Here is a 16,392-nt window from a genome sequence, read left to right as displayed (position 1 = left end):
AAAAAGGATATTTTTATTCCTGTCTTATTGGTGTCAATAATGAAGCATCTGCTGATATGAGAAAACCCCAATGACAAAACCAACTCTTACCGTTTCTTTCGGCAATAATTTTACACCAGAGAACCTCCTTAGCTTGTCCACTGTTTATGGAACACCACTGTGGATCTATGACAGCGCTATAATTGTCAATAAAATAAATCAATTAAATAAGTTTGATGTTATTCGTTTTGCACAAAAAGCCTGTTCCAATACCCATATTCTGCGTTTGATGAGGAAGCAAGGCGTCAAAGTGGATTCGGTGTCATTAGGAGAAATTGAACGTGCGCTTCATGCCGGATTTCAGCCAGGACGTGATAAATCTGAAATCGTATTCACTGCTGATCTGATTAATGAAGAGACGTTGGATCGTGTAATTGAGTTAGATATCCCCGTTAATGCAGGCTCTATCGATATGCTGGAGCAGATTGGTCAGCGTCAGTCAGGCCATTCGGTTTGGCTGCGCATCAATCCGGGATTCGGTCATGGTCATAGCCAGAAAACGAATACCGGCGGTGAAAATAGTAAGCATGGGATCTGGTTTCAGGATCTACCTTTAGCACTTGAGAAAGTTCGTCAATATAAACTGAACCTGATAGGTTTGCATATGCATATTGGTTCAGGAGTTGATTATCAACATCTCGCTAATGTCTGTAATGCTATGGTGGAGCAGGTTGTATTGTGCGAGGTGGATATTCAGGCCATTTCAGCAGGAGGAGGGTTATCCATCCCCTATAAAATCGGTGAAGAAGTTGTAAATACTGGCCATTATTACAGTTTATGGCATGAAGCACGCCAACGTATTGAGCAGCATTTGGGGCATCATATTGAGCTGGAAATTGAACCCGGCCGTTTTTTGGTCGCCGAAGCAGGGATTTTGATGGCAGAAGTACGGGCGGTAAAGTCGATGGGAAGTCGCCATTATGTGCTGGCAGATGCAGGTTTCAATGATTTGATGCGTCCAGCAATGTATGGCAGTTATCACCATATTTCTGTGTTGTCTGAAAATGAGTTATCTGGAAATGGGCAAAATAGTGAAGGTAAGAGCAGCGAGAGGACAAACTTACAGGAGACGTTGGTGGCAGGGCCATTATGCGAATCGGGAGATGTCTTTACTCAGTTGGAAGGAGGGGAGGTTATTCCCCGTATGTTGCCTAATGTTGCTGTCGGTGATTATCTGATTTTCCATGATACAGGTGCTTACGGTGCATCTATGTCCTCAAATTATAATAGTCGGCCTCTGATCCCTGAAGTATTGTTTGTTGATGGTGAACCTCGTTTAATTCGACGTCGGCAGACAATACAAGAATTGTTGTCATTGGAATAAATGTAAAAATACGGGGGCATAAAGCCCCCATATTTTTCTCATTACTTATTTAATATCTGTACCATTCCAGCATCAGGCTGCTTTAGTCTGTTGCTGATTTTTAGACTTTTTTGTTGCATTGGGGACAGCAAATGCATCTGCTTCAAATTCATCAACATTGATTGAACGCAGTCTGCTGACTTCTGCACGTTTCAGGATATCAGCTTCTTCCTTAGTGATCTTATTATCCGCTAATGCTTTTTCAGCCAACTGATCCAGACATGTGAAACTCAGATTTTTACCTGCTTCACGGCTCAGGCGAGTGTGAATAGGCTCTGAGGCAATAATGTCATGCAGTGCTTCTTCCAGTAATCCATGAGGATTATGCTCACTTGGTGTCAGATATTGCCCACGACCAACCCGGTCACGAGTTGCGGAAGGTGTTTGTAATATCTGTGCCAGTTTGTGATCCAATTTATCGGATGGTGCAGTATGTGAGCGACCTAACGGGAAGATGATAACTCGCATTAAACCGGCAACCAGGCGATTTGGGAAGTTACGCAGCAAATCGTTTAGGGCTTGTTCTGCCTGATACAAGGCATCTTCTACAGCCCATTGAACCAGTGGTAAATCTTCTTTTTGGCGACCTTCATCTTCGTAACGTTTTAAGGTCGCTGTTGCCAGGAAAAGTTGACTCAGAATATCTCCTAAACGGGCAGAGATACGTTCACGGCGTTTCAAACTCCCGCCCAATACCCCCATGGCAACATCAGACATTAAGGCAAGGTTTGCACTCAGTCGATTGATGTGCTGATAGTAACGACGCGTTGCATCATTGACTGGGGTATTGCTGGTTCTGCCATTGGTAATACCTAACCACAGGCTGCGCAATGTATTGCTGGCAACGTGTCCTAAGTGACCGAACAATGCTTTATCAAACGCTTTAACATCATTGTTTTCTGCTGCGGCTATTTCAGCCAGAACATAAGGATGGCAGCGGATTGCACCTTGACCAAAGATAATCATGCTGCGGGTCAGAATGTTTGCACCTTCTACGGTAATGGCGATAGGTGCACCCTGATAACCACGAGCCAGGAAGTTGGATGGGCCGAGGCAGATACCTTTACCACCAGCAATATCCATTGCATCAATAATGGAACGCTGGCCTCTGTGGGTACAGTGATATTTCACGATAGCAGACAGAACGGCAGGTTTTTCGCCCAGCATAATGCCGCTTGTGATCATTGTTGCCGCAGCATCCATCAGGTAAGAGTTACCTGCGATGCGGGCCAGTGGCTCTTCAATACCTTCCATTTTGCCGATAGGCAGTTTGAATTGACGGCGAATATAAGAGTAAGCACCGATAGCCATAGCTGCGCTTTTCAGTCCGCCGGTTGCATTGGATGGCAGGGTAATACCACGACCAACAGACAGACATTCAACCAACATACGCCAGCCTTGTCCTGCCATTTTCGGCCCACCAATGATGTAATCGATAGGAACGAAAATATCTTTACCGCGGGTTGGCCCATTCTGGAATGGAATATTCAGAGGGAAATGACGATGACCGATTTCAACACCAGGGGTGTTTGTTGGGATCAGGGCACAGGTTATACCCAATGATTCAGTCTCACCCAATAAGTGATCCGGGTCATACAGTTTGAATGCCAGGCCCAATACAGTTGCGATAGGAGCAAGGGTAATATAACGCTTGTTCCAGTTCAGGCGCATACCGAGCACTTGTTCGCCTTGCCATTCGCCCATACAGACGACACCAGTATCAGGAATTGCCCCTGCATCTGAGCCTGCTTCCGGGCTGGTCAAAGCAAAACAAGGGATCTCTTCACCACGGGCGAGGCCGGGAAGGTAATGTTTTTTCTGCTCATCTGTACCATAGTGTTGCAACAATTCACCAGGCCCCAATGAATTAGGCACACCAACAGTTATCGCCAGAATACCGGAGACACCTGCCAGTTTTTGCAGCACTTGTGATTGAGCATAAGCTGAGAATTCCAGACCGCCGTATTCTTTTTTGATGATCATGGCAAAGAAACGGTGTTCTTTCAGATAGGCCCAAAGCTCTGGAGGTAAATCAGCTAATTCATGGCTGATTTGGAAATCATTTGCCATACGGCAGGCTTCTTCCACAGGGCCATCAATGAATGCTTGTTCTTCAGCGGTTAACTGTGGTTTTGGATAGTTATGCAATTTATTCCAGTCAGGGTTACCGCGGAACAGATCACCTTCCCACCATGTTGTACCAGCATCAATTGCTTCTTTCTCTGTACTGGACATACTTGGCATAACTTTGCGGAATGCTTTCAAACCAAGAGCAGAGAATAGAGAGATACGAGTTGGAGTGAAGACAAGAGGGAACAGGATAATAGCGAGTGGTAACAGCAACCAGTAGCTCCAAAGACCCGTAACACCCATGATGAATGTATAGGCAATAAGCAGTAAGCTGCTGACAGTCAGGCTGACTTTGCGGTAACAAAGCCCACCAATCAAGACTAAAAACAAAATAATGCTGAGGAGGGTCATAGTAAAACTCCTGTAAATCTCAGGTTGAGTCGTCAGAGGTCTGACCTGTTGTGATGTCCTTCTTTTTTAGTTGAGGAAAAGACATTTATCAATACATTTACATCTTAATTACAATCTAGCTCACAAAGTCATTGAAGTTTTTGGTAGGGGAATTTTTTAGAGATGTGATGGTATCTTCTTTCAGGGGGGGGAATCCGTTACACTGGGTAACTGTTGTTATTAATCCCGAAGACCTTTCCTTTCAGGAGTATGAGTCCCATGTATCAAGATCTGATCCGCAGTGAGCTATCCGAAGCCGCAGAGACGCTGGCTAATTTCCTCAACGATAATACAAATATTGAGGCCATTCAAAAAGCAGCCGTTTTGTTGGCTGATTCATTTAAGGCGGGAGGAAAAGTGCTTTCGTGCGGTAATGGCGGTTCACATTGTGATGCTATGCATTTTGCGGAAGAATTGACAGGCCGTTATCGCGAAAATCGTCCGGGATATCCTGGTATCGCTATTTCTGATCCCAGTCATTTATCCTGTGTTAGCAATGATTTTGGCTATGATTATGTGTTTTCCCGTTATATTGAGGCCGTTGGTCAGAAGGGTGATGTTTTGCTCGGAATTTCGACTTCAGGCAATTCCGGTAATATTATTAAGGCAATTGAAGCTGCCCGCGTAAAAGGGATGAAAGTCATTACGCTGACTGGTAAAGATGGCGGCAAAATGGCAGGAACCGCAGATGTTGAAATTCGTGTACCGCATTTCGGTTATGCAGATCGCATCCAGGAAATTCACATCAAAGTGATCCATATTTTGATTCAGTTAATTGAGAAAGAAATGATAAGAGTCTGATTACAGATTGTCAGGAGCAGGTTAGAGGTAGGCAATGTGTGAATTACTTGGCATGAATGCCAATGTACCAACGGATATTGTTTTCAGTTTGAGTGGCCTGATCCAGCGTGGCGGGAATACCGGCCCTCATAGGGACGGTTGGGGAATTACTTTCTATCAAGGGTTGGGCTACCGAACTTTCAAAGATCATCAACCCTGTTGTCATTCACCTGTTGCCCGCTTTATTCAGGGTTATCCGATCAAATCAGAGGCCATTATTGCCCATATTCGTCAGGCCAACCGCGGCAATGTATCTCTGGTCAATACCCATCCGTTTACACGTGAGTTGTGGGGCAGACACTGGACTTACGCTCACAATGGTCAATTGAAAGGATACCGTAACCTGAAAACGGGAAATTATCGTCCGGTTGGTGAAACTGACAGTGAGCGGGCATTTTGTTGGATATTGCACCAATTATCAATCAAATATCCTAAGCGACCTGCTAACTGGTCTACGGTGTTCCGTTTTATTGCATCATTGGCAGATGCACTCAGGGAAAAGGGGGTGTTCAATATGCTGTTATCTGACGGGAAATTTATGATGGCCTATTGTTCGACACAATTGCATTGGATTACCCGTCGGTCACCTTTCGGTAAGGCGACATTACTTGATCAGGATATTGAAATTGATTTTCAGCAACATACCCACCCTGATGATGTGGTATCAGTGATCGCAACTCAGCCTTTAACGCATAACGAAACCTGGAATAAAATTGAGTCGGGGAGCTATGTTTTATTTCACCTTGGTGAACGCATATTCTGATTGATTTTGCCGAGCAGGTGGAGGTGCCACGCTAACAATATATTGTCCTCTGATGATATTGACTGTAGCGGGTGTGCTGTTTTTGACAAAATATTCATAGGCAGGCTGTAACTGTTCCCAAAATGAGTAATTAGCGTTATTGTGATGACGTCTCATATTTGATGGCGTCATCCTGAAAGGGTAAATATTAATCTTGATTTCACGTTGCCCATGATGGAGTGCACTTTCCGCATATCGATATATCTCATCCATATAACGATTAGTCATGGCATAGCAGCCAATGGATTTACATTCACCATGGATCATTAAATTCTTACCAGAATAACCTCGGTATTTATCAAATTTGTTAGGAAAGCCCAAATTAATGGCCCGATAATAGCTGCTATCCGGCTTTAACTGTTTAAGGTTGACGAGGTAAAAACCTTCCGGGCTTTTGAAATCACCGGTCAATGTCTTGGGGCCAAGACCACCGGAGTAATTGCAAACAGGATATCGTTGGGTTAATTGATATTGTCCGGTGTTGCTTTTGGTATAGAGTTCAAGAACTTTGTCTTCTTTGAATATTTGAATGAAGATCTCAGAGCCGAGCTGTTTTAATGGTAAGTGTCCACTTAATGAATTATTCCTTGATAATGCGCCTTTAGCCAGAGTAAAAATTGGCATATTGGTAAGAAGTAAGATAAGTGAGAAATAAATAAATTTTTCTTTCATAACATTGCTACCTAAAAGTTAATAAATTAATGAAATACTGAGTTTAAGGTTATCAGGTCATGGCAATATGCTGAGTAAATATAACCGCAATATTTGGTTCCCATAAAATAATCGCTTGCGCAAAAAGCACTCCTTTGTCGGGAAAAATGAGGCTTAGGTTCGGCTTTATCGAGTAGTTTACAGTTCAGCAGAGAAATTATTTTTATTTGCTTGAGCTAAATCACTTGATTAATCAGACAGCGTTTGGGGGAAATGTTAGAATTGCTGTCGGCGAAACTTAAGAAAATATTGTAACGATTATCGGCATGAATAATTTGAGACATATGCCACTCAACGTGTTTTTTATTACTGAAGTCGCTGCATTATCCCAGGGGAATTCCGCAGGATGATCTGTAGCATATGATTTAACTGATAAACTTGTGCAAATCTTATGATTAAAATTAAAAAAGGACTCGACCTCCCGATAGCAGGAGCGCCTGCCCAAGTTATAGAAGATGGTCCGACAATTCGCTATGTCGCCTTATTGGGCGAGGAATATGTTGGAATGCGTCCTTCTATGCTGGTTAAGGAAGGTGAGCATGTTAAAAAAGGGCAAATTCTTTTTGAAGATAAAAAGAATCCAGGGGTAGTTTTTACCAGTCCCGCAAGTGGGAAAGTCGTTACCATTGGACGCGGAGAACGTCGTGTACTGCAATCTGTTGTGATTGAAGTTAGTGGTGATGAACAAATCACATTTGATCGTTATGATCGTGCCGAGCTTGCTGGTCTGACTCGTGAACAGGTAGAAAAAAACCTGCTTGCATCAGGGCTGTGGACGGCGTTGCGTACACGTCCTTTCAGTCGTTCACCTGTCCCCGGTTCCACACCAAAGGCAATCTTTGTCACGGCAATAGATACACAGCCACTGGCTGCTGATCCATCTGTCGTTATTGCGACACAGGAAGAGGCCTTTGTTGATGGTCTGAATATTCTGTCAAAGCTGACAGTAGGAAAAATCCACGTCTGCCATGGCGCTGGAAATATTCCAAATGCAGGGAACAATTCTCAAATTACGTACAACCAATTTGTCGGTCCACATCCGGCAGGGCTGGTTGGAACGCATATTCATTTCATTGAATCAGTCAGTGCCCAAAAAACAGTATGGCACTTGGGATATCAGGATGTTATCGCTATCGGTAAGTTATTCACAACCGGTGAACTGTATACTGATCGCATAATCTCTTTGGCAGGGCCGCAGGTTAAATCACCACGTTTAGTTCGTTCCCGTCTGGGCGTTGATTTGCTGGAGTTGACGCAAGGTCAGTTGAAAGCAGGTGAGAACCGTATCATTTCCGGTTCTGTATTGTGTGGTATGAAATCAGATGAAGTTCATCATTATCTGGGACGTTTCCACACTTTGGTCTCTGTTCTGGCTGAAGGGCGTGAAAAAGAGCTGTTTGGCTGGATTGCTCCGGGAATTAATAAATTCTCCATTACCCGTACTACCATCGGTCACTTCCTGAAAAAGAAACGTTTTGCTTTCTCAACCACTACAAATGGCGGAGAGCGCTCTATGGTGCCAATTGGTAACTATGAGCGGGTGATGCCGTTGGACATTATGGCTACTCATCTGCTGCGTGACTTGCTGGCGGGAGACACTGACAGCGCTCAGGCACTGGGTTGTCTGGAGTTGGATGAAGAAGATTTGGCACTGTGTACTTATGTTTGCCCGGGTAAATATGAGTATGGTCTGGTACTGCGTGAAGTGCTGACTAAGATTGAGCAGGAAGGGTAATTCATGGGCCTGAAAAATTTATTTGAGAAAGTAGAACACCATTTTGAGGCCGGTGGCAAGCTGGAAAAATATTATCCTCTCTATGAGGCAGTAAGCACCGTTTTTTACACTCCGGGAACAGTGACAAAGGGAACCGCCCACGTCCGTGATGCCATCGACCTCAAGCGTATGATGATTCTGGTATGGATGTCTGTTTTTCCGGCCATGTTCTGGGGAATGTATAATGTAGGGAATCAGGCGATACCTGCATTAACCCATCTATACAGTGGAGAAGTACTACAGCAGGTTCTGGCTTCTGACTGGCATTATATATTGGCCCAGTATCTTGGTGCGTCACTGACACCGGATGCAGGGTGGGGCAGCAAAATGCTGCTGGGGGCAACCTACTTCCTGCCAATTTATGCTGTCGTTTTTGTGGTTGGTGGCTTTTGGGAAATCTTATTTGCCATTATCCGCAAACATGAAATCAACGAAGGCTTCTTTGTCAGTTCTATTCTGTTCGCACTGATTGTTCCGCCAACACTGCCATTGTGGCAGGCGGCACTGGGGATTACTTTTGGTGTCGTAGTTGCAAAAGAAATCTTTGGTGGTACAGGTCGTAACTTCCTTAACCCGGCTCTGGCGGGTCGTGCTTTCTTGTTTTTTGCTTATCCTGCCCAAATTTCAGGTGATTTAGTCTGGACTGCGGCTGACGGTTTTTCCGGGGCAACCCCACTGTCTCAATGGGCGAATGCGGGCCAGCATGCTCTGATGAACACCATCACAGGTCAGCCTGTAACATGGATGGATGCTTTCCTTGGTAACATCCCAGGTTCAGTTGGTGAAGTTTCCACTCTGATGATTTTCATCGGTGGTGCCATCATTCTGTTTGCCCGTATCGCTTCATGGCGCATTGTTGCTGGTGTCATGATCGGTATGATTGCAATGTCCTATCTGTTTAATGCGATTGGTTCAGACACTAACCCAATGTTCACCATGCCATGGTATTGGCACATGGTTCTGGGGGGCTTTGCTTTCGGTATGATCTTTATGGCAACAGATCCCGTATCTGCTGCATTTACGGATAAAGGGAAATGGGCATACGGCATTCTGATTGGGGTGATGTGTATCCTGATCCGTGTTGTAAACCCAGCTTACCCAGAAGGGATGATGTTGGCGATTCTATTCGCTAACCTGTTCGCGCCACTGTTCGATTATTTGGTCGTACAGGCCAATATTAAGCGGAGAAAAGCCCGTGGCTAATGATAAACCAAAAAATAATGACAGCATCGGCAGAACGTTTCTTGTTGTTTTTGTGTTGTGCCTTGTATGTTCGATTGTCGTTGCTGGTTCAGCCGTAGGTTTGAGGGCACAGCAACAAGAACAAAAACTGTTGGATAAACAGCGTAATATTCTGGATGTTGCTGGTTTGCTGAAACCAGACATGACAACAGCAGAAATCAAAGCAGCTTATGACAGCCATATCCAGCCAAGATTGCTTGATTTGAAAACAGCAATACTCGAAAAAAGTGATGGCAATTTTGACCTGAATAATGCCCTGCGCCGTGATGAAACCAGCATAGCTTTATCCCCAGAACAGGATCTGGCGAAAATCCGTCGTCGGGCTGATATGACAGAAATCTATCTGGTTAAAGATGAACACGGCAAAACTACTGAGCTGGTATTGCCGATATATGGTTCAGGTCTGTGGTCAATGATGTATGCCTTTATTTCCATTGACGTGGATGGCGTAACATCTCGCGGCATTACTTACTACTCTCACGGCGAAACACCGGGATTGGGTGGTGAAGTTGATAACCCACAATGGCGTAAGCAATGGGTTGGCAAAAAACTTTATAACCCGGAAGGTGCTCCGGTGCTCAAAATCGTTCGTGGTGGCGCGGGTGATAATCCTTATGGTGTAGATGGTTTGTCTGGCGCGACTCTGACTTCCAACGGTGTTCAGCATATGTTTGATTTCTGGTTGGGTGATAATGGTTTTGGCCCGTTCCTGAAAAAAGTACGCGAGGGAGTCTTGAAAGATGGCTGATAGTAAAGAGATAAAACGCGTCCTTCTTGGGCCGCTGTTTGATAATAACCCAATTGCATTGCAGGTTTTGGGTGTGTGTTCAGCATTAGCGGTAACAACCAAACTAGAAACTGCATTGGTGATGACGCTTGCTGTGACACTGGTAACAGCATTTTCTAACTTTTTCATTTCGTTGATTCGTAATTACATTCCGGGCAGTGTGCGAATCATTGTGCAGATGGCAATTATTGCCTCGTTGGTTATTGTGGTAGACCAGATTTTGCGGGCATATGCCTATGAAATCTCAAAACAGCTATCTGTGTTTGTTGGCCTTATCATCACTAACTGTATCGTAATGGGACGTGCAGAAGCCTATGCCATGAAATCTCCTCCAGTAGAAAGTTTCATGGATGGTATCGGTAACGGTTTAGGCTATGGTGTCATTTTGTTACTGGTGGGCTTTTTGCGCGAACTGTTTGGCTCAGGAAAGCTGTTGGGTATTACTGTGATGGAATCCATCAAAAATGGTGGTTGGTATCAGCCTAACGGTCTGTTCCTGCTGGCACCAAGTGCATTTTTCATCATTGGTATGCTGATTTGGGGTCTGCGGACTCTGAAACCTGAGCAGGTTGATAAGGAGTAACAGACAACATGGAACATTATATCAGTTTATTTGTCCGTGCCGTCTTTATCGAGAATATGGCGTTATCCTTCTTTCTCGGTATGTGTACTTTTCTGGCGGTGTCTAAAAACGTCAAAACTGCTTTTGGTCTGGGCGTTGCCGTAACGGTTGTTTTGGGAATTTCTGTTCCTGCCAATAACCTTGTTTACAATCTGGTACTCCGTGATGGAGCCTTGATTGATGGGGTTGATCTGAGTTTCCTGAACTTCATTACCTTTATCGGTGTGATCGCTGCACTGGTGCAGATTCTGGAAATGATCCTTGATCGTTACGTTCCTGCACTTTACAACGCGTTGGGGATTTTCCTGCCGTTGATTACGGTGAACTGTGCGATTTTCGGTGGTGTTTCTTTCATGGCACAGCGTGACTATAACTTTGGTGAATCCATCGTATATGGTTTTGGTTCAGGTATGGGCTGGATGCTGGCAATTGTCCTGATGGCCGCTATTCGTGAAAAAATGAAATATGCGGATGTTCCGGCAGGTTTGAAAGGATTGGGGATCACCTTTATTACCACCGGATTGATGGCATTGGGCTTTATGTCCTTCTCCGGCGTGCAGCTCTAAAGGAGAGAAGAATTCATGGATATAATCATTCTAGGCGTAGTAATGTTTACCCTGATTGTGTTGGCGCTGACGGCAATGATTTTGTTCGCAAAATCGAAGTTAGTGAACACCGGGGATATTAAAGTTGAAGTCAACGGCGATGAGGAGAAAAGTTTTACTGCTCCCGCTGGTGATAAGTTGTTGGGTATGCTTGCCAATCAGGGTATTTTCGTTTCTTCAGCATGTGGTGGTGGCGGCTCTTGTGGTCAGTGTCGTGTGAAGATCAGAGAAGGCGGTGGTGATATCCTGCCTACAGAGCTGTCTCACATTAACAAGCGTGAAGCAAAAGAAGGCTGCCGTCTGGCATGTCAGGTTAATGTTAAGCAAGACCTGAAAATTGAATTGCCGGAAGAGATCTTCGGCGTTAAGAAATGGGAATGTGAAGTTATCTCTAACGATAACAAAGCAACTTTCATTAAAGAATTGAAACTGAAAGTACCTGATGGGGAAGTCGTACCATTCCGTGCAGGTGGTTACATTCAGATTGAATGTCCTCCACATATTGCCCGTTATGTTGATTTTGATGTACCGCAGGAATACCGCGAAGATTGGGATAAATTTAATTTGTTCCGCTATGTTTCTGAAGTCAATGAGCCGACAGTTCGTGCATACTCAATGGCGAACTATCCGGAAGAGCATGGCATCATTATGCTGAACGTGCGTATTGCCACACCTCCGCCAAGAAACCCTGATGTGACACCGGGTATCATGTCTTCTTACATCTGGTCATTAAAAGCCGGTGATAAAGTGACGATTTCCGGCCCATTCGGTGAATTCTTCGCGAAGGATACTGATGCTGAAATGGTATTCATCGGCGGTGGTGCAGGTATGGCACCAATGCGTTCTCACATTTTCGATCAGCTCAATCGTTTGAGTTCCAATCGTAAGATCTCTTTCTGGTATGGTGCCCGTTCCAAGCGTGAAATGTTCTATACCGAAGATTTCGATCAGCTGGCGGCAGAAAATGAAAACTTTACCTGGCATGTTGCGCTGTCTGATGCCTTGCCGGAAGATAACTGGGATGGCTATACAGGCTTTATTCACAACGTCCTGTATGAAAATTATCTGAAAGACCATCCGGCACCAGAAGATTGTGAATTCTACATGTGTGGGCCTCCGGTCATGAATGCTGCGGTCATTAAGATGCTGAAAGACCTTGGTGTAGAAGATGAAAACATCATGCTGGATGATTTCGGTGGCTGATGATCTGAATCAGATCATGATCTATACCCTATGGATTTTAAGATTGAAAAACGCCGGGTATATAACACTTTGATTTAACGATAAGCGCCCACATTTCGTGGGCGCTGATGATTCAGAAAGAGTAAGTTATGTTGAGTAAAAAAATTATCAACTGGGGTGTATTGATGTTCATGGCCGTGCTGTTATCAGCATGTGGTGGTCCAGAACAACAGAACCTGAGTGGGCAAACGATGGGAACTTATTACTCCATCAAGTATATCACTGATTTATCAGGACCTTCCCCGGAAAAACTGCAAAAAGAGATTGATCGTTTATTAGAAGAAGTAAACGACCAGATGTCCACTTATCGGCCAAATTCTGAATTGAGTCGTTTTAATCAAAGTCGTGAAGTGAATAAACCCTTTCCGGTATCCGCAGCTACAGCGAAAGTGGTTAAGGAAGCTACCCGTATTAATCAATTGACGGATGGTGCTTTAGATGTGACTGTTGGGCCATTAGTGAATTTGTGGGGATTTGGGCCGGAAGGACGAGTGACTAAAGCGCCAACAGATGAAGAATTGGCAACACGCCGTGCGTGGATTGGGATCGATAAATTATCTGTTGAAGGTAATAATCTGATTAAGTCCATTCCTGAATTATATGTTGATCTTTCCTCTATTGCTAAAGGCTACGGTGTTGATGTGGTCGCGGAATATCTGGCTTCTCAGAATATCAGGAATTACATGGTTGATATTGGTGGTGAAGTTCGCACATCAGGAAACAACGGTAAGGGTACTCCGTGGCGAATTGCGATTGAAAAGCCATCCGATAGTGGAATGACGCAAAGTGCTCAGGAAATTATTGAACCGGGTGAGATGGCTGTCGCGACATCGGGTGATTACCGCAACTATTTTGAACAGAATGGCGTGCGTTATTCTCACACCATTGATCCCAAAACAGGGAACCCCATCAGACATAATCTGGTTTCGATTACGGTTATTGCACCGACCTGCATGAGCGCAGATGGTTTTTCTACCGGGATAGATGTGTTAGGGCCAGTTAAGGGAATGGAATTAGCTGAAAAACTGAACATTCCGGTTTTTATGATAGTCAAAACTAAAGATGGTTTTGAAGAACGTTATAGCCCGGCCTTTAAGCAATATTTACAACAGAAAAAATAAGAGGGAAAGGTTATGGAAGTTTTTATCGCAGCCTTTATCTTTTTCCTGCTGGCTTTTGTGGGGATGGCATTAGGCTATATCTTTAAGCGCAAAAGTATTCAGGGAAGTTGTGGAGGCTTGGGAAGTATAGGTGTTGAAAAAGTCTGCGATTGTCCTGAACCTTGTGATGCGCGTAAAAAACGTATGGCAAGGGAAGCTGCTCGTTATGCGCAACTGGAGAAAAACCGCATTCTTTGATGATGTTTTTCTTGTGAGAAAATCTATCACCAGTTAAAAAAATAACGTTGGAAGGATAGCCCGCTGTGAGACAAAACAGCGGGTTTTTATCGGCTTCTTACAGGATATTAAAAGGATTATCAGTTGAGTGGTTACGTGTCAGTTAGAATTGCTGTGAAATACTGAATTTGTAATTACGACCAATACCTGAAACGGCTTCTCCTAAATATGGATAGTAATCACGGTTGAACAGGTTATCTACAGTGATCCGTGCTTCAAAGCCTTTCATAAGAGGCGGGCGCCAGCTTGCAAACAGACCATGCAGGGCATAGCCTCTGGTTTTTGGTAATGACCAATGCCATGCTTCTGGATCGCCATCTACAGATGAACGATCTTGTTTGCGGATAAAATCACCTTTCCAGCCCATCGCCATCTGCCAGCGTGGGATTTTGAACCCAAGCATAGCATGTGCAGATCTTGGCGGAATTTCAGCAATCCAGGTCTTATGTCCTATCCACGGATCGCGCATCGAAGCATCACGCTGGCCGCGAATGGTAGAGAAAGAAAATTTTCCGAATAGTGTTCTGCTGTCATAGAAGGTCTCTATTTCCAAGCCTTCTATAGTATAACTCGGCAGGTTGCGATAATTCGCTAATGGCTTTTCACATGAGCTACTCGAACCACTTTCAATTTGTTCTGTACAATAAATTCCACGTCTTTTGAAGATTTCATCCTTACCACGGTTACGGAATAAGGTTGTACGAATTTGCAAGCTGTCATTTTCAAGCATCAGATCATCGAAATCGAGAATGGCACCAAGTCGTATCCCTGTCATTCTTTCAACCTTAAGATTACGGCTGGAGCCGGGAAGATTGGTTTTTGCTGACTGAACTTCATACTGTTCATCTACCAGTGGTGCTCTCCATGTGCGGCTGATATCTGCAAATAGTGAAAGATGTTGGTTGGTTTTCCACATTACTCCCAAATGAGGTGTCCAACCAGTATAAGTCACACTGCTATAGTCATGGTTGATTTCAGGTGATTTGTTGTTAAAGCGAGGTGCCTTATTTTCTTCACCAATGTTTTTAACATGGTCATAGCGAATCCCTGGCGTGATTGTAATATTCCCTAGTTTCAAAGAATCTTGCATATATACGCTGTAAGTATGCTGATCGCCTGCTGGCATATAGTGAGGCTGGTAATAGCCGTAATTATATTCAGCATTATTTTTATTGCCTTTATCGAACATTAAAACGTTGCGTTGGTTCTTATGCCAACGGGCTCCTGCTATTAATTCATGTTCGATTATACCTGTTGAGAACACGCTGTTATTATTGATATCAACCAAATTGTCAGTGTAATCAACCCAGCTTTTATTACCCATTAACCCACTGAAAGAAGATGCAGCATTCTCAGGGCGACTATCGTTTTGCTTGGTTTTGGAATAGGCATAGGTAAGTGTTAAATTTATCCATGGATTATCTTCCGGTGCGATACTCCATTTGGCAGAATAGTTTTGATCGATTTGATCACGGAAGACCAATTTTCTTTTCCAGGCACCATCCCAGCCATATCTTTTGATGTCAGCATCAGATGGAACTACCATTCCATCCCGTTTAGCTGCCCACGGCTGCCAACCATCTGATTCAGAGCGCATAGCGGACAAACTTATAGTATGCGTGTCATTGGGGTAGAAATTGGTTTTCAATAAATAAGACGTTTGGTTGTTTTGTGAATATTCAAAACGTGTACCATCAGGGCGCTTGATATTATGACCATCACGTTTGTTGGCATACAGCAATCCATCAGCATAGCCATTAGGATCTCTGCCGTATAACGCAATACTGTTGATCCATTGCCTGTCATTGGTGTGGTAGCTTTGTTTGATAAAGCCGCCCCAATCTTCATCCGGGCGTAACAAGTCGCTGGTATCTTTTGTCACAATTTTGACAGAACCGCCAAATCCACCGTTGCCATTCAATAAATTGTGTGGCCCTTTATCAACATCAATACGTTTGATTAATTCTGGTTCTATAAAAATGGAACCCTGACGATATTTCTCGAATCCTTTGGGTGCATCATCCAGTGTGATTTTGATGTCTTCTGATTCTCCCATTCCCCAGATATTTAAGGTTTGCCCACCGGAGCGCGGCGAGCCGGACATAGAAACACCGGGAAGCTGTTCGAGTAATTGGGCAACGTTATCAGCCTGAGTCCGGTCGATATCTTCCTTTTTGAGCGAAGAACTACCTGCGCTGGTGCTGTTGTGGACACTTCCTATTACCGAAAGCGTTGATAGTTGTATAACCTTATTTTTCTTTTCGGCACCCTTCTCAGCAGGATTTTCTGCCGCTAAAACGGCATTGGAAAATACAATACCTAATACCAGTGTTCCCGAAAATGTTCCGTTTAAGATTTTTCGAATAAAAGTTGTGATTGGGCGTTTTTCTAAATTTTGACTATTATTTGCCATAAATTTCCTAAAATGTGTTTGTGTGAAATATTGCA

The 16,392-nt window shown here is 44.0% G+C and carries 14 protein-coding genes; 11 read left to right on the top strand and 3 right to left on the bottom strand.

Going from position 1 to position 16,392, the window contains the following annotated elements; all coding sequences use genetic code 11:
- Positions 1-70 precede the first annotated feature (70 nt).
- Entirely contained in the window at positions 71-1,363 is a 1,293-nt protein-coding gene (gene lysA / locus HGO23_RS14240) for a diaminopimelate decarboxylase (protein ID WP_209027043.1), read from the top strand.
- Between the two features lie 72 nt (positions 1,364-1,435).
- Here lysA and fadE read toward each other — a convergent pair whose 3' ends face one another.
- Positions 1,436-3,883, bottom strand: a complete 2,448-nt coding sequence (fadE, locus tag HGO23_RS14235; protein WP_209027042.1) for an acyl-CoA dehydrogenase FadE — start codon at positions 3,881-3,883, stop codon at positions 1,436-1,438.
- Between the two features lie 258 nt (positions 3,884-4,141).
- Here fadE and lpcA point away from each other — a divergent pair, with 258 nt between their 5' ends.
- Together lpcA and HGO23_RS14225 are read left to right on the top strand one after the other, a co-directional pair.
- Complete coding sequence (gene lpcA / locus HGO23_RS14230) at positions 4,142-4,723, top strand: D-sedoheptulose 7-phosphate isomerase (protein ID WP_099134409.1); 582 nt, start codon at positions 4,142-4,144, stop codon at positions 4,721-4,723.
- Between the two features lie 34 nt (positions 4,724-4,757).
- Positions 4,758-5,525: a class II glutamine amidotransferase gene (locus HGO23_RS14225; RefSeq protein WP_209027041.1), complete on the top strand. Its 768-nt coding sequence runs from the start codon at positions 4,758-4,760 to the stop codon at positions 5,523-5,525.
- Here HGO23_RS14225 and HGO23_RS14220 read toward each other — a convergent pair.
- Positions 5,496-6,236, bottom strand: coding sequence for a L,D-transpeptidase family protein (locus HGO23_RS14220; protein ID WP_099134407.1), 741 nt, complete (start codon positions 6,234-6,236; stop codon positions 5,496-5,498). The genes HGO23_RS14225 and HGO23_RS14220 overlap by 30 nt on opposite strands.
- Before the next feature lie 430 nt (positions 6,237-6,666).
- On the opposite strand from HGO23_RS14220, the gene HGO23_RS14215 reads away from it, so the two are divergent.
- The 8 genes from HGO23_RS14215 (at position 6,667) to nqrM (ending at position 13,905) form a co-directional block, all read left to right on the top strand.
- Entirely contained in the window at positions 6,667-8,010 is a 1,344-nt protein-coding gene (locus tag HGO23_RS14215) for a Na(+)-translocating NADH-quinone reductase subunit A (RefSeq protein WP_209027040.1), read from the top strand.
- Positions 8,011-8,013: 3 nt separating this feature from the next.
- Positions 8,014-9,252, top strand: a complete 1,239-nt coding sequence (locus HGO23_RS14210; protein ID WP_209027039.1) for an NADH:ubiquinone reductase (Na(+)-transporting) subunit B — start codon at positions 8,014-8,016, stop codon at positions 9,250-9,252.
- Entirely contained in the window at positions 9,245-10,039 is a 795-nt protein-coding gene (locus HGO23_RS14205) for a Na(+)-translocating NADH-quinone reductase subunit C (RefSeq protein WP_099134404.1), read from the top strand. The genes HGO23_RS14210 and HGO23_RS14205 overlap by 8 nt, the downstream gene beginning before the upstream one ends.
- Positions 10,032-10,661 (top strand): NADH:ubiquinone reductase (Na(+)-transporting) subunit D, encoded by a 630-nt coding sequence (locus HGO23_RS14200; protein WP_047685294.1) that lies wholly within the window; start codon positions 10,032-10,034, stop codon positions 10,659-10,661. Before HGO23_RS14205 ends, HGO23_RS14200 begins: the two co-directional genes overlap by 8 nt.
- A gap of 8 nt (positions 10,662-10,669) precedes the next feature.
- On the top strand, positions 10,670-11,266 hold the full coding sequence (nqrE, locus tag HGO23_RS14195) for an NADH:ubiquinone reductase (Na(+)-transporting) subunit E (protein ID WP_038263259.1): 597 nt from the start codon (positions 10,670-10,672) through the stop codon (positions 11,264-11,266).
- 15 nt (positions 11,267-11,281) lie between these two features.
- Positions 11,282-12,508, top strand: coding sequence for an NADH:ubiquinone reductase (Na(+)-transporting) subunit F (nqrF, locus tag HGO23_RS14190; protein WP_099134403.1), 1,227 nt, complete (start codon positions 11,282-11,284; stop codon positions 12,506-12,508).
- Between the two features lie 128 nt (positions 12,509-12,636).
- Positions 12,637-13,668, top strand: coding sequence for an FAD:protein FMN transferase (locus HGO23_RS14185; protein WP_209027038.1), 1,032 nt, complete (start codon positions 12,637-12,639; stop codon positions 13,666-13,668).
- Between the two features lie 12 nt (positions 13,669-13,680).
- Complete coding sequence (gene nqrM / locus HGO23_RS14180; RefSeq protein WP_099134401.1) at positions 13,681-13,905, top strand: (Na+)-NQR maturation NqrM; 225 nt, start codon at positions 13,681-13,683, stop codon at positions 13,903-13,905.
- 142 nt (positions 13,906-14,047) lie between these two features.
- Here nqrM and HGO23_RS14175 read toward each other — a convergent pair whose 3' ends face one another.
- Positions 14,048-16,357 carry a TonB-dependent hemoglobin/transferrin/lactoferrin family receptor gene (locus HGO23_RS14175; protein ID WP_244967810.1) on the bottom strand — a complete coding sequence of 770 codons (2,310 nt, stop codon included), beginning with the start codon at positions 16,355-16,357 and terminating at the stop codon, positions 14,048-14,050.
- Positions 16,358-16,392 lie beyond the last annotated feature (35 nt).

The organism is Xenorhabdus budapestensis, from assembly GCF_017743015.1.
In the GTDB taxonomy this organism is placed as follows: domain Bacteria; phylum Pseudomonadota; class Gammaproteobacteria; order Enterobacterales; family Enterobacteriaceae; genus Xenorhabdus; species Xenorhabdus budapestensis.
This window is presented reverse-complemented; position numbering and strand designations above follow the sequence as displayed.